Raw genomic sequence first — 24,495 nt, 5'->3', positions numbered from 1 at the left:
AAAGAAAGGAAGCAACGCATATGGCTGCACCTATTACAGCAATCCGCAAACAGACGCTGACCGAACAGCAATTACAGCAACAAACGATCGAACGTCTGCAACAGCAACTAAGCGCATCAAACGCTGCCTTGGAACGCTCGCTGTCCATTTTATGCGAGTTGGAAAGCAGCGGTATGTTGGAAGCGGCGGAATCGATGCTCAAAGCGAAAGCCGATATCGCTGAAATCGTACTCGCTCAAGTATCGCGCAAAGAAATTACTAATCTAATCAACAATGGCATGGCAGCGGCAGGCGCATTAACTGCCGTCGACCCGGCACAGACCGCACAATTAATGAATAGTGTACAACAAGGACTACAAGAAGCAGCCCATCCACAAACCGAAAAAATCGGCATAATGACGATACTACGTGCCCTCAAAGACCCGGATATACAACGTGCGCTCGGCTTCGGGCTGCGTTTTATGAAAGGATTAGGTAAAGGGCTGAAAAAAGATACACCATCCGAGCATTAACAAATAGCTGACCAGGCATTATACAAGCCAGCACGATACAGTAACCCTGTATAGGTAACTGCGTCGTGCTGGCTTTCGTTTTGCATAAACGCACGCTTGAGTCGTCATGCATCAACTACTCATTCCAATCGCATACGAAAAGCTATCCTGATCACCATATCCCGCTAAAATCGCCATATACTCACACAGATCAAAGCGCCACAGCGGTAATTGACAATTATAGTCTATTTATGCAACTATGAAGTTATCTGACTTACTGCTTTTTACATACAACTAACAACATATTCTCTCTATGCGCTGCACATACTCCCTCATCGATGGCGCGCTTTGGCTCCAGTATCGTTGCTACTCTACGTTTTGGCAGCTAAGTCTGAATTCCAATCGTTTAAGGAGGAAAGATGATGATTAAAAAAGGAACTGTGCTTCTCATTACTGCTACATTGACGTTAGGCATTGGAACAGGGGCGATTGCTGCAACTGGCTTGCAACCAATTCGCGCGTATTTGAACAGTACGCTCTCGTTTAAAGTGAATGGTACTGCCGCCCAGCTTACCGATAGCAGCGGCAAAGCCGTTTTACCGATTACGTACAATGGCACCACGTATTTGCCGGTACGTGCGGTCGGTCAACTGATGGATATTCCGGTTAACTACGATAGCGCCAATGCTTCGATCAGTATCGGTAATGGCAGTACGACAGGCGGCACAGGTGGCGGTAGTTCCACGACGACACCATCGTCCAGCAAGCAATCGCTAAGCGAGCTCGGTTCATCGGCAATGGAAAGTTCTGCACTACGTACGAAAGACCCTGCCCAAACGGTTTACAAAGGCAAAGACTACAAAGAAGTATACCGGAACGATCAACCAGGATCGTATCGCGACTTCCAAGTGATGACCGACAACAAATACAGCACATTGCATCTGGAAATGGCTGTACTAAGCGGTAATCAGAAAATTACGATTTACGATGGCGATCGCACCGTACTCAAAACAGTATCACTCTCTGCCGACGCCGGAATGACTGGTGTTGATGTCGATGTAAAAGGCGTAAAAGCCGTCTTTGTTGAAAGTACCGATTATGATCCAGGTTCGGTATTGTTTGTTCCATTGACCACATCATATCTCGTTCGTTAATGATAAAGTTCTACATTAGTGCAGATCAGTTATCCTACCAAAATAAGCTTGCCCACGTGCAGATGCACTAGCTAGCGGCACACAAAAGGGATCATATACACCAGCATAGCTGCCCAAACGTCACAAAGATGAGCAACCGTTTCAACGATTGCGATCATGTACAACACCGCAAGCTGCCAAACCGATGAACAGATAACGATTATAATGTAGGCGCTTTATTTGATCCGATCCATCTGCAACTTTCACACAATCATATAAACGCAAAAAAAGCTGACGTTCAGGGGAGGACGTCAGCTTTTTATGTGAACTGTCTCATCGCATTTGGCAGAAGCAATGGACAAGGTGTTTTGGATGGGTGACCATGTGGAACAGATCACATCGAACAGCAAAACATGTTGTTTACTAGTTTTGTTTTATAAAAGGATAGGCTGCCATAGCAAGGGTACTCCGGTCAGCCTATGTTTAATGTCGTTTCGTGCTTATTACTTTTGTGGAATTTTCAATTCAAAACCAACCGGCAGCAAGTTGTTGGCAGCAACTAGCTCGTCTACAGTTACACCATATTGAGCAGCAAGTTGAGTCAGGCTGGCACCTTGTGGAACGACAACAGTGATCGTTTTGTTCGTTGCATTAGCGGCTGGCGCTTGGGAGTTGGCAGGCTCCTGTGTCGTCGTTGCACTGTCTTGTTGTTCTCCTGTACCGAACATCGCTTGGAATTGAGCTTCTTGTGCAGCTAAGAAAGCGGCATTGTTAGCGATCCGTTCTGCTTTGTCTTTATTTTTCTGATGGTTCGATTCGTCGGTTGCCGCGTACGCGTGGCCGCCTCCGATTGGGGCGATGGCAACGGCACCCAGACTTGCAGCTAAAGTGGCAGACAACAGGATTTTGTTAAATTTTGTGTTCATTTGTAATGGCTCCTCTTCACTTTTTATATTTGTAATAAACTTTAATTAGGTGACTTATAGTCATTTTGTAACATCATGACTATAATATACTACTAACTAAAGAATATTGCAATACTATCTAATAGAAATTTTGATTGATTTTGCAAAATCAATCTCTCCGATATATAGTTAACCAACCTATCTACATTTTAAACGCTGCCTATATGATTTGCAAAGTTGGTGGAGGATTGAGCAATGATCCAAATAGCGGCGCAAATTGTCCGTATACAACGAGATTTGGTACCAGGTGCCATATGACATAAAAAATGCTACAATAAGCGAGTATGGATAACGATAATTTCAAGCAACGGATTGATAGGAAAGCGAGGCATACTAGTTATGATTATTAAACCAAGAACACGCGGTTTCATCTGTACGACTGCGCATCCGGTTGGATGTGCGCGCCAGGTACAGGAACAGATCGAATATGTAAAATCACAACCAGCGATTAAAGGCCCACGCAATGTGCTCGTCATCGGCGCTTCAACCGGATATGGTCTGTCCGCACGGATAGTCGCGGCATTTGGTGCCGGTGCTAATACGATTGGCGTATACCGTGACGGTAGCTCGGTCAAAGGTCGCACCGCGTCTGCGGGCTGGTACAATTCGGCTGCTTTTGAACAGGCTGCTGAGGAAGCTGGCTTGAAATCGTATAGCGTAATCGGTGATGCGTTTACGAACGAGCTGAAAGCTAACACTGTAGCAGCGATCCGGCAGCAATTCGGCAAAGTCGATATGGTTATCTATAGTGTAGCTGCGCCACGTCGTACCGATCCGAATACTGGCGAAACGTACACTTCCACCTTGAAGCCGATTGGCGAAACGTACACAAACAAAACCGTAAACTTCCATACTGGTGAAGTAAGTGAGATTAGCATTGAACCGGCAACACCGGAAGAAATCGAAGCTACTGTACGTGTGATGGGCGGCGAGGATTGGAAAGCATGGATCGATGCCTTAAGCGCAGGCGATGTACTGACTGACGATGTTGTTACCGTTGCCTTTTCGTATATCGGTTCTACGATTACACAAGCGATTTACCGCCAAGGCTCCATCGGTCAAGCGAAAGACCACCTGGAAGCAACCGCTCGTGAGATGAACGAACAGCTTAGCGTCAAAGGCGGTCATGCGTATGTGGCGGTATGTAAAGCGCTCGTCACCCAATCTAGCTCAGCGATTCCAGTCGTACCGCTGTATATGTCGGCATTGTACAAAGTAATGAAAGCAAAAGACATTCACGAAGGCTGTATCGAGCAAATGTACCGTATGTTTGCCGATCGTCTGTACAATGGCGGGGATACACCTGTCGATGAGAAAGACCGCCTACGTCTGGACGACTGGGAAATGCGCGATGATGTACAGGCAGAGGTTGCGACGATCTGGAATCAACTGTCTACCGAAAATGTATACGAGCTGACTGATCTGGAAGGCTATCGCCAAGAGTTTTTCCAACTGTTTGGCTTTGAGACCGATGGTGTCGATTATGAAGCCGACGTCGATCCGGACGTGAAGATGCTACACACAAGCTAATCAATCTCCATCCGTTCTGGCGTACAATGCCTATGAATGAGCACAGCATGCCTTACCTATACTCATTGATCTTCATAGCCGAATGCTTAGCTGCCCACCTTGTACATGTGGCTAAGCGTTCGGCTTTATTCGTTTGTACCGCCAAATAAGCTGTATGCTTCGCAGCGGCAAAAACCTAAGCGGTTGATTTTATTTATTGCCATCTTTATTTGTGTTCATTGTAGATAGCACCAACGATCCGTTTGACATTGCAAAAACAACACATCGCATATTCACATACTTTTATATGAATCGCCATATATTCGTATAACAACGAAAAAACTCTATAATTAATCGCTTACAGGTTCAAAATATTGTAACTTTACTCCCCTCTCTAACAGCAACATTTACGATATATTTAAATTATACAAATTGTCATCCATTTACTTTATTCAGCAGTCGCTTTATGCAAGCAGAACCAAACGAAAGTTGCGCATTACTGCATATTAGCAGCCGATGCAAAATCGCAGTTTGCCAAACGGTTCATTGCTTGCCCAATCGGACTGTACAAAGGAGTTTTCAGATGGGAAATATGCTCAAAACACTTCGCACAGTAGGTCATGTCGAAGCGATCTCGTATTTGCTGCTCGTATTGGTGGCGATGCCGCTGAAATATTTGGCGAATCAGCCGCTGATGGTTACATATGTAGGTATGATGCATGGTGTATTGTTTGTTGCTTATGTAGCGGCAATCGCCGTTACGCTAATGATGCGCAAACTGACGTTTAAGCAGGCGGTACTCGCATTTATCGCGTCGCTATTGCCGTTTGGCCCGTTTCTGTTTGATCGTTATTTGCAGCGTCACACAACGCCAGAGCTGCCGGTGACCGAGGTACAAAAAGGTTAATATGTCGTATCCTGTACAGCGTGAAGCGACCCAAAATATTAATCTCTGCATTTGCGAACACCTTGCACCTTACATTGCCAGTTGACCTTTTGACTGTATTAGGGACTTGAGACAGCATAGTCGTCAATTCTAAAATGACATCCGTTGAAAGCTTGCTCTACATTGTGAAGCGCACGTCTACACGATAAGCTCCTTCCCGTCTTAGGGAAAGGGGCTTTTGGGCGTAAAGGATTGTTTGAAGCGGTTCGGCGCGGTAAAATGCAGTCAGTACATAATGATACGAAATAAGCGTGAACAACACTAATTAACATGCACAAGACATGTAAGGAGGCATTATGCAAAACGATAGCTACACCCGTACCGCTAACGAATTACCTGCCAGCTCTGCGCTGGCAAAGCTGATCTCCCCCATCCGGCAATCTAAAGCGTTTACGTATTTATGGCTTGGACAATGGATTGCGATGCTAGGTAGCTCGGTTACGATGGTTATTTTGCCACTCGTTATTTATAATCTGACCGGTTCGTCTACAATGATGGGTTTGGCGATGACGTTCTATATGCTGCCCAATGTGTTGATTTTGCCGATATCCGGCTGGATCGTCGATCGTACCGACCGGCTGCGGTTAATTTGGCTAACTAATACGATTCGTTTTTTGATTATGCTGACGGCGGCTGTGCTGATGTTTGCAGGCGAGCTAACATTGCCGCTTTTGTATATCGGGCTTGCTTTGTATGGGCTGATGGACGGCATTTTTGTACCGGCATATTCGGCGTTACGGGCGGAAATTTTCACCGCCGATATTCGCAATGCAGCCAACGCGCTCAGTCAGATGAGCATTCAAGCGGTTCGTCTACTTGGGCCTGCGCTAGGTGGATTGATCGTGACGTTCACTTCACCGGGAAATGGATTTGCACTCGACTCGCTTACTTATCTAATCTCGCTTTTCTGCTTTGTTATGCTCGGTAAATTTTATGTTTCTTCCCGGCGTAAGCAAGTGAAACAAGCACAGACTGAAGCTGCCTCTGCAAAAAGCTCTATCGCCGCCGATTTGTTAGAAGGCTTGCTCGTTTTAAAAGCACATCCGTGGCTCTGGATTACGATCGTCGTATTTTCACTGCTTAACATTTGTTATCAGGGCATTGTCGTTGTGCTTGTGCCGTGGTTGTTCAAAATCCATTACGGCTTCTCTCCCGTTGTATACGGGCTAGCGATGGCTGGCTCAGGTGCGGGGGCTGTGTTGGCGGCGCTGTTATTCGGTTCTCGCAGCCGCTGGCGGTATCGCGGCTGGATCGGTTATGGTGGCGCGCTGTTAAGCGGGGCGGCACTGCTGTTGCTCGCTTTTGTATCATGGGCACCAGGGCTTGTGCTCGTGATGGTACTGGAAGGCTTTGGCATTATGATGTTTGCACTTATTTGGGAAACGAGTTTGCAGGAGCTCGTTCCGATTGAAAGCTTTGGGCGTGTGGCAAGCCTTGATCTGCTCGGTTCATTTGCCTTATTGCCGCTCGGTTATTTGCTTGTCGGCTGGCTGGCAGATCATGCGGGCGGTATGTGGACAATCAGTTTGTTTGCGATCATCGGCATGCTGTTGCTCCTGGGCGGATTATGTACAAAAGGTGTGCGGCAATTTGATTAATACAGCTACTCGGTAAAAATAAACAATAAAAAAAGAAGCATCATCTCGTAGACTCCGCTTCTTATGTTTAAGCTTTTGCAGTTTTTCGTGTTTGTTAGGGGTGATGCGTGTGTGCTGGGATATTGCGCTATACGCATCATTCGTTTTACGACCAAAATCGGGGGCTAGCTTGCCACTACGCTGTGCTTTACGCACGGCTTTTTGCGTTCGGGTACGTGTCATAATTAATATGCTCCTGTCTATCGTGTAATCGATATTTATTTAAACTACGCAATCGTTTTATAAATTAACAGATCGTGTTAGCATTGCGCGTTATGTACAATATTTTACCATAATACGCTTGTTTTATCTAGTATTCTTCCTCTTATACTTAGCAATTAACGAACGATTTGTAATTAAATTTTACATGTCGTTCGTTATTTTTTTGTTTTTAGTTTCAATTTTTGCAATCTCAGTTGTGCATTGTATTAAAAGATGTTAAATGTTCTGTTATGCACATTGTAATCATGTTATAAAAAGCTACATAGGGTTTTGAATTTGTATCGATGTATAACAAACCTGCCTTACACAGTAAAAATTGTACTTGCGATTCACTATTACGGGCGATCATTCCGTTTAACTAGTGTCCATGATATAGCGTGCAGTCCATATGCTGTCATATACACGGTTTGGATGCTATCTCGTACCGACAATGATGATTGTTTGCAGCCAGCCAAGCTTTTTGTATGACCATTATGAAGGAGGTTGAATATGTCATTTTTCAAATCGTTATTTTTTCAAATTATCGTAGCGGTCATTATCGGGATCGGAGTCGGAATCATTTGGCCGAACTTTGGTGAGCTGTTACAGCCGCTCGGCACCGGCTTTATTAAGCTGATCAAAATGTTAATTGCACCGCTTATCTTCGTCGTTGTCGTCGCTGGCATCGCCAAAGCAGGCGATTTAAAGGCGGTTGGACGAATCGGACTGAAAGCGATCATCTGGTTTGAAATTGCCACCACGGTTGCGCTCGTACTTGGACTTGTCGCAGCACGCTGGATGCAGCCGGGCGTTGGCATGAACATTAATGCCGCTACACTCGATCCAAACGCCATCGCTGCCAAAACCGGCGGTGCTGAGTTGCCTGGCGCAGTACAGTTCATTTTGAATATTATCCCAACAAGCGCGATCGATGCGTTTGCGCAAAATGCACTGCTGCAAGTGCTGTTGCTAGCATGTCTATTCGGTACGGCACTGGCGGCAAGCCAAGGGGCAGCCAAACAAAATATATTAACCCTGATCGACAACATTATGGAGCTAATCTTCAAAGTGATCGGTTATATTATGAAACTGGCTCCAATCGGCGCTTTTGGTGCGATCGCTTATACGGTAGGCGCGTATGGAGCAGCTACGCTCGCTTCTTATGGGATGCTCATTATCGCCTGTTATGTGTCCGCACTCGTCTTTCTCGTCTGCCTCGGCTTGGCAGCATGGTGGATTACCGGCATGAATTTGTGGCAATTTGTACGTTATACCCGTGCCGAAGTGATGCTCGCCATCGGCACTGCTTCTTCTGAAGTCGTTATGCCGCGTATGATGGATAAGCTGACACGCGCCGGTTGCAATCGCGCAGTCGTCGGGCTAGTCGTGCCGACCGGGTATTCGTTTAATCTGGATGGCGCATCGATCTATTTGTCACTGTCCACCGTCTTTCTCGCCCAAGCGGTCGGCATTGAGCTGACATTGATGCAGGAAATTACGATTTTGGCAGTATTGATGCTTAGCTCAAAAGGGATGGCGGGTGTGCCAGGTTCAGCGTTCCTCGCCCTCTCTGCTACCGCTGCCGCGCTAAATGCATTCCCTGTTGCCGTCGTTGCGCTGCTGCTCGGAGCTGATCGTTTTATGGATACGATGCGTGTGTTCACCAACTTGATGGGGAACTGTGTCGCTACATTTGTCGTCGCCAAATGGGAAGGTATGCTCGATACCGAGCGCATGAAAGCGGTACTGTCCGGCGCGATCCGTGATGATGAAATGTTGCCTGATGCTGATCGTACAGAGCCACTGTTTGAATCCGCTGCTGATCATATTATGGCAACGACCGATGCGAAGACGGCGGTGTATCGTACGCCTGCGATTCATAAGTCTTAACTTGCCAAGCTAGACGTAGACGATAATCGTTGGAAAATAAATCTTAACATCGTCCCCTGCCTCCATTGCATTGATGATAGGTCATATGATGATCGCTTATGAATCAAATAAATAAACAGCCGCCAGGAATCGTACCTGTCGGCTGTTTTTATAATGCTGAAATAGGTGACAACTTATCATTCGTTTCCTTACACCGTTCAATCTTTACTTTATACCGAGATCGCCTTCGTGCCAAATGATACACGATACAGCGCTTCATTGCTGACATCGAGTTCGATCCCGTTCCATACTTGTATTGTCGCCAGCCAGTCACCGCTCAGCTTACAAATCGATCGTACGACCTTCCTCCTGCGAACGGAATGCTGCCAGGATGACAGCGAGCGAACGGCGGCCTTCTTCACCGGAAATGATTGGTGCTACATTGTTCTGGATACAGCTAATAAATTCATCCATCACACCGCTCGTTACTTGTTTGTCGTTCGTAGCGATGGCGCCGACTTGATAGCGCTCGATCGAACCGTTTGTCAGTTCAACGATCACTTGATCAACCGGATCGGTACCGATCTTCATTACGCCATGTTCACACCATAATACTGTACCGTTATCTTCGCCACGATACGACGTCCAGCTTGCTACGAGTGAGCCGATCGCACCGCTTGCCATACGCAGCAGGCAAATGGCGTTATCATCCACATCTGTATCTTTTTTATCAAGTGTTCCAATAAATGCGCTTACGCTAACTACTTCATCATCTAGCAGCCAGCGGATCATATCGGACTTATGTACGCCGAGATCGCCCATCGCGCCCATGACCGCTTCGCCCTTGCGGAAGAACCAGCTATTTTTACCGTCAATACTCCAACCTTCTGGTCCACTATGACCAAATGCGGTACGGAATGTAAGCACACGACCGAGATGACCTTGTTTCAAAATTTCTTTGGCTTTCACATGTGGAGGCATTAAACGTTGATTGTGAGCGACCATCAGAAACACATTGTTTTGCTCTGCTGCTGCAATCATTTGCAATGCTTCTTCATCTGAAACTGCCATCGGCTTCTCGACTAGCACATGAGCGCCCGCATTTGCCGCTGCAATCGCTACTTCAGCATGCAGCGCATTCGGTGTGCATACGCTTACAGCATCGAACCCACCAGCCGCCAGCAGCTCTTTATAATCGCTGTATGCTTTGGCGTTGTACAGCTTAGCATAACCTTCTGCACGCTCTACAATCGGATCGGCAAAAGCGACCAATTCTACATCCGGATGTGCTGCATATTCAGGAATGTGGCGACGCTCCGAAATACTGCCGCATCCCACTACTGCCACTCTAACTTTACCCATAAATCCCATTCCTCCCAAGATTGAAGTTGGTAAAAGCGATATGTTCCACAGTTATCTTAACGAAAATGAAACCAATTATCCAGCTTTTGTCTGCATAACGATAACAAGAAATGGATAATAAAGTGTGTCCAGACTACTTCAGTCTATAAAATTCAACCTATATATGGACAATTATTAATACAACCGACCTACATATAGGCTGAATCAGGCGAAATAAATGAACATTTTATTCAAAATAGTTCTATTATTTTTTTACAAAATGATGGGCGAAATCAATGCAAAGCTATATCCACCGTTGTAATTAAGCCGTAATTGACACGAAACATGCGAGATGGAAGCTAATATACGAATCCTTTCGACAAAAACGCTGCATAAGATTGGTAGTCCGCCTTCTATAAAAAAGGACAACCTTAAAGGTTGCCTTTTTTATAATTAAATATTGTTAGAAAAAGGGGCCTCTGTCCAGACCGCATTTCCTCTTTTATAAGTCGTTGTAATCGTTACTCCTAGTGCAGTACTCATCGCACCGCCAGCACCTGTATTGGCTACAGGTTTCCAATCACTAGGTAACGTATAATCAAACGAGGTTGCTGTTATGTCCCATGTTTGATTTTTGCTATATCCTATACCACCAAAAGTAGGTCCTGCTTGACCCGCAGTTATTTTACCGGAGATCGTTACGTTATTTTCCAAATCCCAATGTCCTTTTACACGCACTAACCGTAAATATTCTGCTCCTCTTGAATCGTAAGATTTATCTACATAAATCGTTGAATATACGACATTACCTAACGTTTTATCCACTTGTTTTTGTGTTTTTTCAATATCAGGGGCTACAGCAGTAACCGCTAGTCGTTCAACTTTAGTTCCATCTTTACTTTGAGAAGTTTGTAATAATTGAGCGGTTTTAAAAACAGGTGCCTTATGATTAACCGCATTCGTATCTTTTATTTGCAAGCTAGGCAGTTGATTCGTTTCAGCTTGACTTAGGTCGCTTACGCCTGCTTTGGCACGTTTGGCTAATTCTTTTACATCTGTTATTTCGTTGGCTTTATAAGTAACTACCATATCATCTTTATGCAAATTAGATTGTTGCTGACTTGGAGCAGCATTCAAACTAGCTGCATACGAACTAGGCAAGGTTGGAGAAACACCTAAAGATGCTAAACCTAGTGAAGTTACAATCGAGACTGCCGCAATTTTTTTCATCAAAGACATCAAATCATTCCTTTCTTTAGAGCTTAATTTTAAAACATGTAAAAGGTACCATATTTGATTTATTAATGTCAAATTAAGCGAATACAGCATTATTCCATTTTCTAATCAGCGGTTAATAATTTAGAAATGATATATGGAGGCGATCTTTTTGCTTGTCTGGATTACAATCGAGCATATTTTCCGTGGTGTCATTGCCGGTTTATGTGGCGCCATGATCGGTTATGAACGGCGAAGTCGGCATAAAGAAGCCGGTATTCGTACGCATTTTATCGTATCGGTCGGGGCAGCGCTTATGATGGTCATTTCCAAGTACGGTTTTATAGATATGAGCAATTGGGAAAATGTATCGCTCGACCCTTCCCGGATCGCGGCGCAGATTGTTAGCGGTGTCGGCTTCCTCGGTGCAGGCACGATCTTTATGAGCAAGCAGCGCATTAAAGGGCTGACGACCGCTGCTGGCATTTGGGCGACCGCAGGTGTTGGTATGGCAGTTGGTGCAGGGATGTATGCGGTCGGGATCGGTGTGGCGGCACTCATTCTGATCGTGCAATTTGCGATGCACGGACATTCCTCTCCGGTGATGAGCGCTCGTATGCACAAACTGACCGTGCATCTAGTCAATCATACCGATCCAGTCGAAAATTTGCTGGAAGTGCTGGATGAAAACTCCGTTCAGGTGCTTAGCATTCAGTCACGCACCGAACAGGCGACACAGAGTTATGACCATATTCATAGTGCTGAGCTACATTCCGAAATTGTAATTGTGCTTGATATTAAATTCCCGGCGGCGATGAAGATCGCTGACGTGCTGCTGATCGTACAAGCACAGCCGGATGTACGCCGTGTGCATCTGGAATGATTACACGCTTTGCTGTAAACGATGCTAACTGAAACATAATTGTGTTCGTTGGCAATAAGCTGGCAAGCGGACACAGTTATGTTTATGAACGGCATAGTAGTGAACATATCATTTTCGCATATGAATGCGTGAGCCGTTTTGTTCTTTATTTTTATATATCATCCCATATTTACTTATATTCCATAAACAGGAATAATTGATACAATAGTTCCATAGGAAGATGAATATGCTGCTTCTATAAACGGATTGTCGAGTTCAGGAGTTACATATTGCTACTTCCGCTTCAATTATGTAAGCGCTTTATATTATATGAACAGAGGTGTATGTATGATGAAGTCATTAATGAACAACAATTCTGTAACACGCATCGTTCATCATTTGAGCAAAGGCTTGATCGCTTTGCTGCTGCTGCAAATGATCGGCACTTTGTTGCTGCCCGCACAGCAGACGGCTGCCGCGCCAGTGACGATTACGAATGGCACGCAGTTTAAGGATACGAATGTCAATATTATTCATGCACATGGCGGCGGAATGATCAAAGTTGGGAATTTCTATTACTGGTTTGGCGAGAATCGCAATCAGGACGGCACGTTCAAAGCGGTCTCCGTGTATCGTTCTTCCGATTTGAAAAACTGGGAATTTCGCAATGATGTATTAACTAGCAATTCTGCTACCGAACTGAATATATCGAATATCGAACGCCCTAAAGTCATTTACAACAGCACGACGCAAAAATACGTGCTCTGGATGCACAAGGAAAATGGCAAAGATTACGGCGAAGCTCGTGTTGCTGTCGCCACCTCGGATACAGTGGACGGCAATTACGATTATCAAGGCAGTTTCCGACCGCTTGGTTACGATTCGCGTGATATGACGGTTTATAACGACAATGGCACTGCCTATCTAATCTCAGCGACACGCGTTAATGCCGATCTGAACATTTACAAGTTAACCCCTGACTTTCTCGGTGTCGACTCGCTCGTAACGACGCTATGGCCTGGTCAATATCGTGAAGCGCCGGCAATGTTCAAAAAGGATGGCGTCTACTTCCTCATCACCTCCGGTGCGACTGGCTGGAATCCGAACCAGGCGAAATACGCCACCGCAACGAGCATTACCGGGACATGGAGCGGTCTAAGCAATTTTGCTGACAATACAACGTACGGCTCACAATCCGCTTATGTCGTGCCTGTAGAAGGTACACAAGGCACATCTTATTTGTATATGGGCGATCGCTGGGCAGGTGCTTGGAATGGTCCTGTACAAGATTCCAAATATGTATGGCTTCCACTTGTTTTTCCAAGCGCAACGAGCTTGGCGATGAACTGGTATGATACGATTACGATCGATGCCGCAGCAGGCACCATTACCGGTACTACCAATACGAACAGTTGGGATGCAAACGCCTCGTATCAGCTAATTAGCCGTAAAAGCAATAAATTGCTTAGCGTAATCGACAATTCATCCGCGAATGGCGCTGATCTGGAACAACGTGCTGATGGCGGTACGACGAGCCAACAATGGCAAATCGTCGATGCAGGCAACGGATATGTGAAGATCGTGAACCGCGCATCCGGCAAGCCGATCGGCGTTGAAAATGGCAGCACCGCCGATGGTGCAACGATCGAGCAATGGAGTGACGGCGGCTGGACAAGCCAGCAATGGCAGCCGATTAGCGTAGGCGGTGGTTACTACAAATTAAAAAATCGTGAAACAGGCAAACTGATCGATATTTCCAGCCAATCACTCAGCGATGGAGCGAAAGCGATTCAGTGGACCGACAACGGCGGTACGAACCAGCATTTCCAAATCGTTAAGGTAGATTAAACGTTATCCAAATCAAATGAACCCCGTCGCTTGTTACAAGCTGCGGGGTTCAATGGTGTCGTTCATGATCGGCGGCAGATCGCCGCTGCCGATTGTATTCATTTAACGTTTGATCAAGCTGTTGCGACTTAATTAATACACGCGCATCGGAAAATCCGTACAATTCCACTAACAGATGCAATTCTTCACGCTCTTGTTCGATGCGGCGCAAGCACCAGACCATATCCAGACGCCATCCCTTCTTCATTGTAAATTTTTTCTATTTTAATATTATATACCCTGTTTGTACAGACGATGAATTCCAATTTCAGGGAGTTTGTAAAATATTTATTATAGCGACAATCAACTGTTGAACGATAATATTACGGTATCATCGTTCCTTTGTATGTCTTTTCTTCTATTTATTAGTATGTAAGTATATATATCGGTAGTAATTACGCTCATTATAAGCTTCAAAACAACTGATATCGAAGTGAAAAAGCAAAACGCTACTTATCAAACATATGTACACGGTATTTAAGTATGTTAACCACCTCCTACCTATATAATAAAAATTCCGGAGCGATCATCAGCATCTATTGCCTGACAATTGCCCCGGAAAAAGGATCGATTGTTGTTTCTTCCATCTATCTATTAGATTCGATCTGTAGCGCCCTAACTATACATATGGCAATATAACGCTCCCGCTGTTACTCCGTTACAGTTCCGTAGACGAGTGTCGGTGCATCAGCATGATCAGCGATACGAATATTTTCATACAGCTTTTCCATTACATCGTCCACATTTTTACGGTTCGCATGGATCGTAACGAGCGATTCGCCAGCTTTGACAGCATCGCCTACTTTTTTGTTCAGCATCAGACCGACTGCCAGATCGATCTCAGACTCTTTGGTTGCGCGGCCGGCACCGAGCAGCATCGCTGCCGTACCGATTTCGTCTGCAACCAGTTCAGCGACAACACCATCTTGCTTAGCAGGCAATTCAATTCGATATTGCGCTTGTGGCAAACGTTCGGGGTGATCAACAACCGAGGCATCGCCGCCTTGACTGGATAGGAATAATTTGAATTTTTCCAGTGCTTTACCGTTTTGGATCACTTCTTGCAGCTTGATTTTGGCGTCTTCAAGCGAATCGGCTTTCCCGGCAAGGTAAACCATCTGGCTGCCTAGTGCGTAACAAAGTTGTTCCAAATCTTTGGGTCCTTGTCCTTTCAACGTATCGATCGCTTCTTGAATTTCGAGCGAATTGCCGATTGCCAGACCAAGTGGCTGGCTCATATCAGAAATAACCGCCATCGTTTTGCGACCGACATTGTTACCGATGCTCACCATCGCATGTGCCAGTTCTTTGGCGGCTTCCGGTGTTTTCATAAATGCGCCTGCACCTGTTTTCACATCAAGTACGATCGCATCGGCACCGGCGGCGATCTTTTTGCTCATAATCGAGCTGGCGATCAATGGAATTGAGTTGACGGTTGCTGTGACATCGCGCAGTGCATACAGCTTTTTGTCGGCTGGCGTCAGATTGCCGCTTTGACCGATAACTGCGATTTTGTTTTCGTTAACGAGCTTAATAAATTCGTCTTTCGTAATTTCAACGTGAAAGCCGGCAACCGATTCCAGTTTATCCACTGTACCGCCAGTATGTCCAAGCCCGCGACCGGACATTTTCGCGACTGGAATATCCAGTGCAGCGACGAGCGGAGCCAGTACGAGTGTCGTCGTATCGCCCACACCACCGGTGGAGTGCTTGTCAACTTTTACACCTTCAATGGCGGACAGATCGATCGTTTCACCAGAGTTGACCATTGCCATCGTCAGATCGGCACGCTCACGATCGGTCATATCTTTGAAAAAGGTTGCCATTGCAAACGCACTGACTTGGTAATCCGGAATATCGCCATCGGTATAACCGCGAATAATAAAATTAATTTCAGCTGTGCTCAACTCTTTGCCATCCCGTTTTTTCTCAATTAAGTCGACCATTCTCATCTCGATCATCTCCCACGTTTAAATTTAACACAAACCTGACATGTACATTTGGCAGCACCCGTCTCCACTTCACTTGGCAGCAATTACAGCTTTGTCGGTTATGCCGTCTATGCTGCTCGTAAGTTGGAGATGGTAAGGGATAGGCTGTTAGGCAACAATGCGGTTACAGCCTATCCGGGTAGGCATGAATGGATGTGAATCACCTAATTTTAGCTTGACTAGTAGCTTGTCTCAAATTTATCCAGGGATTACATCTTCCTGAGACAAGTCACTAGCTTTCTTGTATAGAAATCGCTCCTAATTGTGGATGTGTCAGCAGGCGATTAACGAACAAGTCGGATCAGATTCACTTACAGCGAGATCGCTGCATCCAGCGCCACTTCCATCATATCGTTAAATGTCATTTGACGTTCCTCAGCAGTCGTTTCTTCACCTGTCAGCAGATGATCACTTACGGTCAAAATCGTCAGTGCATTCACGCCAAATTTAGCAGCAAGTGTGTACAATGCGCTCGTCTCCATCTCGACACCGAGCACGCCGTAGTCCATCAGACGACCGGTAATCGTTTTATCGTCACGATAGAACGAATCGGAGCTGAAAATATTACCAACATGCAAATTCAGACCTTTGTCCACACCGCGATCATAGGCTGCTTTGAGCAGCGGAAAGCTCGCAACTGGTGCAAATGTATAGCCGCCAAAAATATGGTTATTCATGCTGGAATCCGTACTCGCTGCCTGTGCCAAAATAACATCACGCACACGTACATGTTCCTGCATACCACCGCATGTACCGACACGAATCAAGTTTTTCACACCGTATTCGCTAATCAATTCGTTTACATAAATGCTGATCGAAGGCAGACCCATTCCTGTACCTTGCACAGAAATACGCTGTCCTTTGTACGTACCGGTAAAGCCGAGCATACCGCGTACTTCGTTATAACAAGTTACATTTTCCAGATACGTATCCGCAATGTATTTGGCACGCAGCGGATCACCTGGCAACAAAATCGTTTCGGCAATATCGCCGGGTTTGGCTCCAATATGAACACTCATGATCTAAACCTCCACAATATAGAAATTAAAGTAGCTACATGATCGATGTAGCATCTTCTGCTTATGTGTAACGCCCCATCTGCTGTTAATCCGACAGCAGATGGAACAATGCCTTTCTTTTGCCAGCTAGACTGCAATGTTCACGCCAGCGTTTACTTCAGTTCAGCTAGAAAGCTTGTGCCATATTTCGGCATCGTTACACCAAAGTTGTCGGCTACCGTTGCTGCAATATCGGCAAATGTAGTGCGCAGCGGCAATGGCTTGCCTCCATCAGCAAAACGTTTGGAGTAGACGAGCAGCGGTACATATTCACGTGTATGATCTGTACCGATGTAAGTCGGGTCATTGCCGTGATCGGCAGTGATGATCAACAGATCGTCATCGCCCAGCTGCTGCAACACTTCTGGCAGACGTGTATCATATTGTTCCAGCGCCTCCGCATAGCCTTGCGGATCGCGGCGGTGACCGTACAATGCGTCAAAGTCGACTAAGTTAAGGAAGCTTAAGCCGTGAAATGGCTTGGAAGCTACTTCAACGAGCTTGTCCATACCGTCCATATTGGACTTCGTGCGAATCGCTTCGGTTACACCTTCACCATCGTAAATGTCCGAAATTTTGCCGATGGCGATTACATCCAAACCGGCAGCTTGCAATGCGTTCATCGTCGTCGGTCCAAATGGCTTGAGCGCATAGTCATGGCGGTTGGGCGTACGGGAGAAATTGCCTGGCTCACCGACAAATGGACGCGCAATAATACGGCCCAGCATATACGGATCATCCAATGTGATCTCACGGCAAAACTCGCAAATTTCGTACAGTTCCTTCAGCGGTACGACTTCTTCATGCGCGGCAATTTGCAGCACCGAATCAGCCGATGTGTAGATGATTAGTGCGCCTGTGTTCACATGCTGCTCGCCTAACTCATCGATAATCTCCGTGCCACTAGCTGGCTTGTTACCGATCACTTTACGCCCGGTTTTGTCTTCAATACGCTGAATAAGCTCATCCGGGAACCCATCTGGAAAAACGCGGAACGGTGTATCAATATACAGCCCCATCATTTCCCAGTGACCTGTCATCGTGTCTTTGCCACGGGAAGCTTCCTGCATTTTTGTATAATAGGCAAGCGGTTTGTCCGCTACCGGCACGCCCTCGATCTCACGGATGTTGGACAGTCCCAGCTTCGCCATATTCGGCATATGTAACCCGCCATGTTCACGGGCGATATGACCGAATGTATCCACATTCACATCTCCAAATTCCGCCGCATCAGGCGCTTCACCGATACCGACCGAATCCATTACAACTAAGTGTACACGTTTAAATGCTGTCATTGATGTATAGCTCCTTCCATTCGAGCAACCGTCTGCACAGTCGCCCGGCAAAATAATGCAAAAACCTATTTTACAACAAATCGGCACAGCTTGGAAATAAAGCTGCTCCGCCTTATTTTACAGGAACAAACCAGCGATCGTTGCGGACAATACGCTAACTAATGTCGCACCATACAACAAGCGCAGACCGAACTTGGCAACTTCGTTCCCTTTCTTTTCATGCAAACCTTTCACCGCACCGGAAATAATACCGATCGATGAGAAGTTGGCAAACGACACGAGGAATACGGATACGATACCGATCGCACGCGCGCTTAGCTCAGGATGTTTGCCCAGCTCTAACATCGCTACAAATTCGTTCGATACGAGCTTTGTTGCCATCAGGCTACCCGCTGTAACCGCATCTGCCCACGGCACACCCATCATAAATGCAAATGGAGCAAACGCATAACCAAGCACATCTTGGAATGTAATACCAAAGATCAGATCAAACAAACCGTTAATCATCGCAATCAAAGCGACAAAACCGATCAGCATCGCTGCGACGGTAATCGCCACTTTAAAGCCGTCCATAATGTACTCGCCCAACATTTCGAAAAAGCTTTGCTTTTCTTCTTCTTGCACTTCCAATATATCTTCTTCCGCGGTCACGCGGTACGGATTAATAATCGACGCAATAATAAAACCACCAAACAAGTTCAGCACAAGTGCAGTAACGACATAACGCGGTTCCAGCATTTGCATATACGAGCCGACAATCGACATCGATACCGTTGACATCGCTGATGCACATAGCGTATATAGACGATGTTTAGGTAGCAGACCGATCTGCTTTTTCACCGAAATGAACACTTCAGATTGACCGAGTACCGCCGACGCCACCGCATTATACGATTCCAGCTTACCCATACCGTTCACTTTGCTCAGTATCAAGCCAATAATACGAATAATAAACGGCAATACTTTAATATATTGCAAAATACCGATCAATGCTGAAATAAATACGATTGGCATTAATACGTTAAAGAAAAACGGAATCGAGCCTTCACCATTAACGAGACCGCCAAATACAAAATCGGTACCAACTTTGGCATAGCCAAGCAAATGCTCAAATATAGCTGAAAATCCGCCAACGAGCGTTGAACCGACAGTCGTATACAAAAGAATAAAAGTGAGCACAATCTGAATGATGACCATCGTAATTAGTGGACGATAGCGAATATTTTTACGGTCATTGCTGGCGAGATAAGCCAGACCGAAGACGATCAAAATGCCGATAATAGCGATAATATACTTCATACGTGTTTAGCTCCTGTTCTGTTTTGCCGTCTGAACGCTTTGCACTCCATCCTTCCTGTCCACACGATCATGCCAAACGTGCAAACGGCAGCAAAAATAGTCATGAAAATGTACGAGTGATATCCATAAAGCGCTTACAATATTTTCTTAAAATGATTAATAATGCTAATTCACATTTTAAAAACGGAGTTTATGTTTCATAGCACGGAAGATGTGTACTATGATTTTGTCTCCGGCTCTCGTTTGTGACGACTGCACCACATTCGGGTTTGCATTAGCCCTTGTCCATATCTTTTGCTTGAAAATAACCCGGCAAAATTTCGGACATGCTCCATTCACTAACATCGCCCTTCAAGTTAGTCAAATAGATGCGTGTATGCTCATCGCTAAATTCGGCAATAACTTGTCGACATGCTCCACATGGTGATACCGGCCCTTCAGTGTCAGCGACGATCGCAATCGCTTCGATCCGGCGCACCCCTTCCGAAGCCGCTTTAAAGATCGCTGTCCGTTCTGCACAATTGGTCAGCCCGTACGATGCGTTCTCGATGTTGGCGCCACCATAGATGTTACCGTCATCAGCGAGCAGCGCAGCGCCCACCTGAAAATGGGAATATGGCACATAGGCATGGCGTCTCGCTTCGATCGCCGCCTGAATTAATTGTTGTTTCATACTATATATGCCTCCCTTGATAATCATACTTGCCATCTATAATGTGGATAATTTGAAAAGCGCACCTATCGTTTGTGTATAATGGGGTCGCATGTATTCGTGTTACATGTATTGGCGTTGCCTTTATTTACGTAACGTATAGATGCAGAAGCACAAAGCGTATCGACTGTCTTGCCTGCACTTCCGCAACCGATGCAACGATCATCCTCAGTAAGAGGATGACGATTGTCCACCTTCCATAATCTTCACACCGGAGCTTGCGCCAATGCGCGTGGCACCCGCAGCGACCATTGCGTTTAAGTCTGCTTCACTGCGCACACCGCCAGAAGCTTTGACGCCGATGTCAGGACCTACCGTTTTGCGCATAAGTGCTACATCTTCAGCCGTTGCGCCACCAGTGGAAAAGCCGGTCGATGTTTTTACGAAATCCGCACCTGCTTGTACCGCTAGCTTGGATGCACGCACCTTCTCCTCGTCAGTTAGCAGACATGTTTCGATAATGACTTTAACGAGTGCTTTGCCTTTAGCTGCATCGACAACCGCTTGCATGTCGCGCAATACAAGCTCGTCGTCGCCATCTTTTAAGGCGCCGATATTAATGACCATATCGACCTCGGTTGCACCGTTGGCGATCGCATTGGAAGCTTCAAATGCTTTCACTTCAGGCGTGTTTGCGCCGAGCGGGAAACCGATTACCGTACATACATCTACACCCGTACCTTTTAACTGTTCCGCGCAAAAGGACACCCAGGTCGGATTCACACAAACCGACGCAAATTCATATTTCTTCGCTTCGTCTACCAGCTTCGCAACTTCAGCTTGGGTCGCATCTGCTTTCAGCAGCGTATGATCGATCAGCTTTGCTACATTCATCTATGCTCGCTCCTTTTATATGCATTCATGCTACACTTTTGTATTACCCTGACGGCGATCAACAGAACTAAGTAGACACTGCCTGCTCAGCTCGAATCGATCAAGGCGAGTCAGTCTGTAAACTTATCATAGCACCCGTTTGAACAAATGTAAAATCGTTTTTGAACTTTTGTTCATGAATATTCATATGAAAAAGTAGACAGCAAAAAGTGGAAAACGAATCCATATTATCATAAACCGTGCTCATTGTAACATCCTACTTCTTCATATAATATAAAATAGTGGAAAATATAACGAAGGAGCACGATTCATGAACAAAATTGCCCTCATTTCAGGCGCGAGTCAAGGCATCGGCAAAGCTGCCGCGCTCGCTCTAGCCAAACAAGGAGTTACATTATGTTTAAATGCACGCAGACCGGATCAACTACAACATGTATTGGAAGAAGTACGACAGATTGTCCCTGGTGATCACAGTTTGTTTATCGGTGATCTGACCGAGCCGCATCTGCGTGAGCAATGTTTTGACCAGATCGAACAGCGATACGGTCGGTTGGACATATTGGTCAACAATATTCCTGGTGGCGTACCGGATACATTTGATTCATTTGACACCGAACAGGCGGTTTCCATTTTCACCGGCAAAACGGTCACTTATGTGCACTGTATGCAGCGTGCGGTTACTTTAATGAAACAAAACCAATGGGGTCGCATCGTCAATGTGGTCGGCAACTTTTGGAAAGAACCGGGAGCGACGATGTTTACGAACGGGATGATGAATGCAGCGATCGTTAATGCTAGCAAAAATATTTCGATCCAGCTGGCGGCTGCGCAAATTACGGTCAATTGCCTAAACCCCGGTACGATTGTAACCGATCGCTATGAGCAGTACATAAACAATTTGCAAAAAAACAAACAAATCAGCAAAGCCGAAGCGATTCAATCGGTCAATGCCTCCATTCCTGCCCAACGTCCGGGTACAGCGCAAGAAGCCGCTTCTTTGATCGCTTATTTATGTAGCGAAGATGCGGGCTATGTGACCGGACAGCAAATATCGGTGGACGGAGGCGCATTGCGCAGTCTATAAAACGTTCGTCTGTGCCGCATTTATATTTTTATTTTAACGCCAAATAGCCCGTCATTGCCAAGTTATGGCATGACGGGTCAGTTGGCGTTTAAAATGCTCGTTTGGCTGTAGCTATACTAGCTTCCCGCTTAAAGCGAACCGAACGATGATTTATTCCACTGTGACCGATTTCGCCAGATTACGCGGTTTATCGATATCGCAACCTCTTGCCAGCGCAGCATAATAAGAAATGATCTGCATCGGAATGACCGACAATAACGGGGTTAATTGTTCATGTACCGCCGGAATGAGCAATTGATCATCATGCCGTGCTAAGCCTTCCATCGCAATCGTACACACATGCGCGCCACGTGCGGCAACTTCTTTGGCATTGCTGCGAATGCCCAGATTCGTACCCGACTGTGTCGTTAATACGATAACCGGCGTATCGGTTTCGATCAATGCGATCGTGCCGTGTTTAAGCTCACCGCCGGCAAATCCTTCCGCCTGAATATACGAAATTTCCTTTAACTTTAATGCGCCTTCCAAAATCACGTAATAATCCATATGTCTGCCGATAAAAAACGCATTTCTGGAATGACGCAAATAGTGTTCAGCGATGTGCTGCATTTCCGGCTTACGCTCACATACGAGCTCCATCGCATTGGCGACTACACTTAGCTCTTGCATGAGGTCAAACGCTAACGAAATCTGTTTATGCTCTGCCGTTACGGCTGCCAAAATCGCCAGCACTGTAATCTGAGCGGTATACGCTTTAGTCGAAGCGACTGCAATTTCCGGCCCGGCATGCAAAAATAGGCTGTAATCCGCTTCACGCGACAATGTTGAACCAACCACATTCGTAATCGTCAGCGCAGCATAGCCGAGTTGCTTGATCTTTTTTAATACCGCCCGGCTATCCGCCGTTTCACCGCTTTGCGAAATAAAAATAAACAATGCCCGTTTAGCGAGCAGCGGTGTATTGTACGAAAATTCGCTAGCAATATGCACTTCAACCGGCACCTGCGCCCAATTTTCCATATACTGTTTGCCGATTAATCCGGCATGATAGCTTGTGCCACACGCGATAACGTAAATGCGTTCACAGTCAGCGACCGCTTGCACGATGTCAGCATCGATGGCAAGCCGCTGATTGGCATCTTGATAGTGCTGTATAATTTTGCGTACGATAAAGGGCTGCTCATCGATTTCTTTTAACATATAGTGGTCATACGTTCCTTTTTGAATATCGTCCAGATCAAGCTCCATCTCGAACGAATCGCGTACAATCGTTTCGCCTTTCAAATTTTTAATTGTAATTTTGTCGCGCTCCACAATGACCATTTCTTCGTCCAATAACTGCACAAATGTTTTCGTCACATGAATCATCGGTAACGCATCCGAGCCAAACACATTAAATGTACCGTCGCCCAGTCCTACAAGCAGTGGACTTTTGTTTTTGCAAATATAAATTCGCTCCTGATCTTCATTATCGAGCATCGCGATCGCATACGAACCTTTGAGCACATTCAGCACGCGCAGCAATGCTTCCGCTACAGCCAGCCCTTCATTTACGAATGTTTCCACCAACTGCACGATAATTTCCGTATCTGTATCGCTTTGCAGCGGAACATTAGCAAGATAGGTGTCATACAATGACTCATAATTTTCGATAACACCGTTATGTACTAATGTAAATCGCCGCGACGCGCTTTGATGAGGATGAGCATTTATTTTGTTCGGTGCACCATGTGTCGCCCAGCGAGTTTGTCCGATGCCTTGAGTGGCTGGAATCGATGCCTGGATCGTATTGCGCAAATCGCTTATTCTGCCTTTTTCTTTAAATACATGTACCCCTTCATCGTTTAACAACGCGATTCCTGCCGAGTCGTATCCACGGTACTCCAATTTTTCCAGACCGCTAAGCAAAAAATGCTCCGTATCCAGTTGCTGTCCAATATAACCGACAATTCCACACATCTGCATTCCTCCAATGGATTATAAAATCATGTCACTTTTGGTGAGCAAAAAAGCATCTTTTCCGGTGAAAAACCCGCTTATTTAAACGGTGTATACAGCTTTTAATGTCAATGCTTTTAAAATATTACCATATTTTCTAAAAAATTTTCAATTCTTCTTTTCATTACGAAATTACTTTAAACGTCAAAAAAGATCACATATTATCGA

The 24,495-nt window shown here is 45.7% G+C and carries 21 protein-coding genes; 10 read left to right on the top strand and 11 right to left on the bottom strand.

Going from position 1 to position 24,495, the window contains the following annotated elements; genetic code table 11:
- The first annotated feature begins 20 nt into the window (after positions 1-20).
- A complete protein-coding gene (locus tag U1I11_RS06080) occupies positions 21-512 on the top strand; it encodes a helical membrane plugin domain-containing protein (protein WP_322904712.1) in 492 nt (163 codons plus the stop codon).
- 398 nt (positions 513-910) lie between these two features.
- Complete coding sequence (locus tag U1I11_RS06075) at positions 911-1,645, top strand: hypothetical protein (protein WP_322904711.1); 735 nt, start codon at positions 911-913, stop codon at positions 1,643-1,645.
- Between the two features lie 482 nt (positions 1,646-2,127).
- Here U1I11_RS06075 and U1I11_RS06070 read toward each other — a convergent pair whose 3' ends face one another.
- Positions 2,128-2,550 (bottom strand): LysM peptidoglycan-binding domain-containing protein, encoded by a 423-nt coding sequence (locus U1I11_RS06070; RefSeq protein WP_322904710.1) that lies wholly within the window; start codon positions 2,548-2,550, stop codon positions 2,128-2,130.
- A gap of 378 nt (positions 2,551-2,928) precedes the next feature.
- Between U1I11_RS06070 and fabV the strand changes: the two genes are divergently transcribed.
- From fabV to dctA, 4 genes are all read left to right on the top strand, one after another.
- Entirely contained in the window at positions 2,929-4,119 is a 1,191-nt protein-coding gene (gene fabV, locus U1I11_RS06065; protein ID WP_322904709.1) for an enoyl-ACP reductase FabV, read from the top strand.
- Between the two features lie 562 nt (positions 4,120-4,681).
- On the top strand, positions 4,682-5,005 hold the full coding sequence (locus U1I11_RS06060) for a DUF3817 domain-containing protein (protein ID WP_322904707.1): 324 nt from the start codon (positions 4,682-4,684) through the stop codon (positions 5,003-5,005).
- A gap of 335 nt (positions 5,006-5,340) precedes the next feature.
- The gene (locus U1I11_RS06055; protein WP_322904706.1) at positions 5,341-6,642 is read left to right on the top strand and encodes an MFS transporter; all 1,302 of its coding nucleotides are present in this window, start codon (positions 5,341-5,343) and stop codon (positions 6,640-6,642) included.
- Positions 6,643-7,392: 750 nt separating this feature from the next.
- Positions 7,393-8,772 (top strand): C4-dicarboxylate transporter DctA, encoded by a 1,380-nt coding sequence (gene dctA, locus U1I11_RS06050; RefSeq protein WP_322904705.1) that lies wholly within the window; start codon positions 7,393-7,395, stop codon positions 8,770-8,772.
- A 321-nt stretch (positions 8,773-9,093) separates the two neighbouring features.
- Here dctA and U1I11_RS06045 read toward each other — a convergent pair whose 3' ends face one another.
- Together U1I11_RS06045 and U1I11_RS06040 are read right to left on the bottom strand one after the other, a co-directional pair.
- Positions 9,094-10,113 carry a Gfo/Idh/MocA family protein gene (locus U1I11_RS06045; RefSeq protein ID WP_322904704.1) on the bottom strand — a complete coding sequence of 340 codons (1,020 nt, stop codon included), beginning with the start codon at positions 10,111-10,113 and terminating at the stop codon, positions 9,094-9,096.
- A 432-nt stretch (positions 10,114-10,545) separates the two neighbouring features.
- Positions 10,546-11,331, bottom strand: coding sequence for a hypothetical protein (locus U1I11_RS06040; protein WP_322904703.1), 786 nt, complete (start codon positions 11,329-11,331; stop codon positions 10,546-10,548).
- A 211-nt stretch (positions 11,332-11,542) separates the two neighbouring features.
- Between U1I11_RS06040 and U1I11_RS06035 the strand changes: the two genes are divergently transcribed.
- Both U1I11_RS06035 and U1I11_RS06030 read left to right on the top strand, forming a co-directional pair.
- On the top strand, positions 11,543-12,190 hold the full coding sequence (locus U1I11_RS06035; RefSeq protein ID WP_416235604.1) for an MgtC/SapB family protein: 648 nt from the start codon (positions 11,543-11,545) through the stop codon (positions 12,188-12,190).
- Positions 12,191-12,604: 414 nt separating this feature from the next.
- Positions 12,605-14,017 (top strand): RICIN domain-containing protein, encoded by a 1,413-nt coding sequence (locus U1I11_RS06030; RefSeq protein WP_322905732.1) that lies wholly within the window; start codon positions 12,605-12,607, stop codon positions 14,015-14,017.
- A gap of 49 nt (positions 14,018-14,066) precedes the next feature.
- Here the strand turns inward: U1I11_RS06030 and U1I11_RS06025 are convergent, their stop codons facing one another.
- Positions 14,067-14,264 carry an aspartyl-phosphate phosphatase Spo0E family protein gene (locus U1I11_RS06025; protein WP_322904701.1) on the bottom strand — a complete coding sequence of 66 codons (198 nt, stop codon included), beginning with the start codon at positions 14,262-14,264 and terminating at the stop codon, positions 14,067-14,069.
- A gap of 442 nt (positions 14,265-14,706) precedes the next feature.
- A complete protein-coding gene (locus U1I11_RS06020) occupies positions 14,707-16,008 on the bottom strand; it encodes a pyrimidine-nucleoside phosphorylase (RefSeq protein WP_322904700.1) in 1,302 nt (433 codons plus the stop codon).
- A 48-nt stretch (positions 16,009-16,056) separates the two neighbouring features.
- Between U1I11_RS06020 and U1I11_RS06015 the strand changes: the two genes are divergently transcribed.
- Positions 16,057-16,206, top strand: coding sequence for a hypothetical protein (locus U1I11_RS06015; protein ID WP_322904698.1), 150 nt, complete (start codon positions 16,057-16,059; stop codon positions 16,204-16,206).
- Positions 16,207-16,358: 152 nt separating this feature from the next.
- On the opposite strand, the gene deoD is transcribed toward U1I11_RS06015, so the two are convergent.
- The 5 genes from deoD to deoC form a co-directional block, all read right to left on the bottom strand.
- Positions 16,359-17,066, bottom strand: a complete 708-nt coding sequence (gene deoD, locus U1I11_RS06010) for a purine-nucleoside phosphorylase (RefSeq protein WP_322904696.1) — start codon at positions 17,064-17,066, stop codon at positions 16,359-16,361.
- A gap of 152 nt (positions 17,067-17,218) precedes the next feature.
- A complete protein-coding gene (gene deoB / locus U1I11_RS06005) occupies positions 17,219-18,400 on the bottom strand; it encodes a phosphopentomutase (RefSeq protein WP_322904695.1) in 1,182 nt (393 codons plus the stop codon).
- A 117-nt stretch (positions 18,401-18,517) separates the two neighbouring features.
- Complete coding sequence (locus U1I11_RS06000; protein WP_322904694.1) at positions 18,518-19,699, bottom strand: NupC/NupG family nucleoside CNT transporter; 1,182 nt, start codon at positions 19,697-19,699, stop codon at positions 18,518-18,520.
- 274 nt (positions 19,700-19,973) lie between these two features.
- Positions 19,974-20,372 carry a cytidine deaminase gene (locus tag U1I11_RS05995; RefSeq protein WP_322904693.1) on the bottom strand — a complete coding sequence of 133 codons (399 nt, stop codon included), beginning with the start codon at positions 20,370-20,372 and terminating at the stop codon, positions 19,974-19,976.
- Positions 20,373-20,579: 207 nt separating this feature from the next.
- The gene (gene deoC / locus U1I11_RS05990; protein ID WP_322904691.1) at positions 20,580-21,245 is read right to left on the bottom strand and encodes a deoxyribose-phosphate aldolase; all 666 of its coding nucleotides are present in this window, start codon (positions 21,243-21,245) and stop codon (positions 20,580-20,582) included.
- Between the two features lie 310 nt (positions 21,246-21,555).
- Here deoC and U1I11_RS05985 point away from each other — a divergent pair, with 310 nt between their 5' ends.
- The gene (locus U1I11_RS05985) at positions 21,556-22,329 is read left to right on the top strand and encodes an SDR family oxidoreductase (RefSeq protein WP_322904690.1); all 774 of its coding nucleotides are present in this window, start codon (positions 21,556-21,558) and stop codon (positions 22,327-22,329) included.
- Between the two features lie 150 nt (positions 22,330-22,479).
- Here the strand turns inward: U1I11_RS05985 and glmS are convergent, their stop codons facing one another.
- Complete coding sequence (gene glmS / locus U1I11_RS05980; RefSeq protein ID WP_322904689.1) at positions 22,480-24,288, bottom strand: glutamine--fructose-6-phosphate transaminase (isomerizing); 1,809 nt, start codon at positions 24,286-24,288, stop codon at positions 22,480-22,482.
- Between the last annotated feature and the right edge of the window lie 207 nt (positions 24,289-24,495).

Source organism: Paenibacillus campi (genome assembly GCF_034659835.1).
Classification (GTDB): Bacteria; Bacillota; Bacilli; order Paenibacillales; family Paenibacillaceae; genus Saccharibacillus; species Saccharibacillus campi.
The sequence above is the reverse complement of the archived record's forward strand: the minus strand, read 5'-3'. Positions and strand labels throughout refer to the sequence as shown.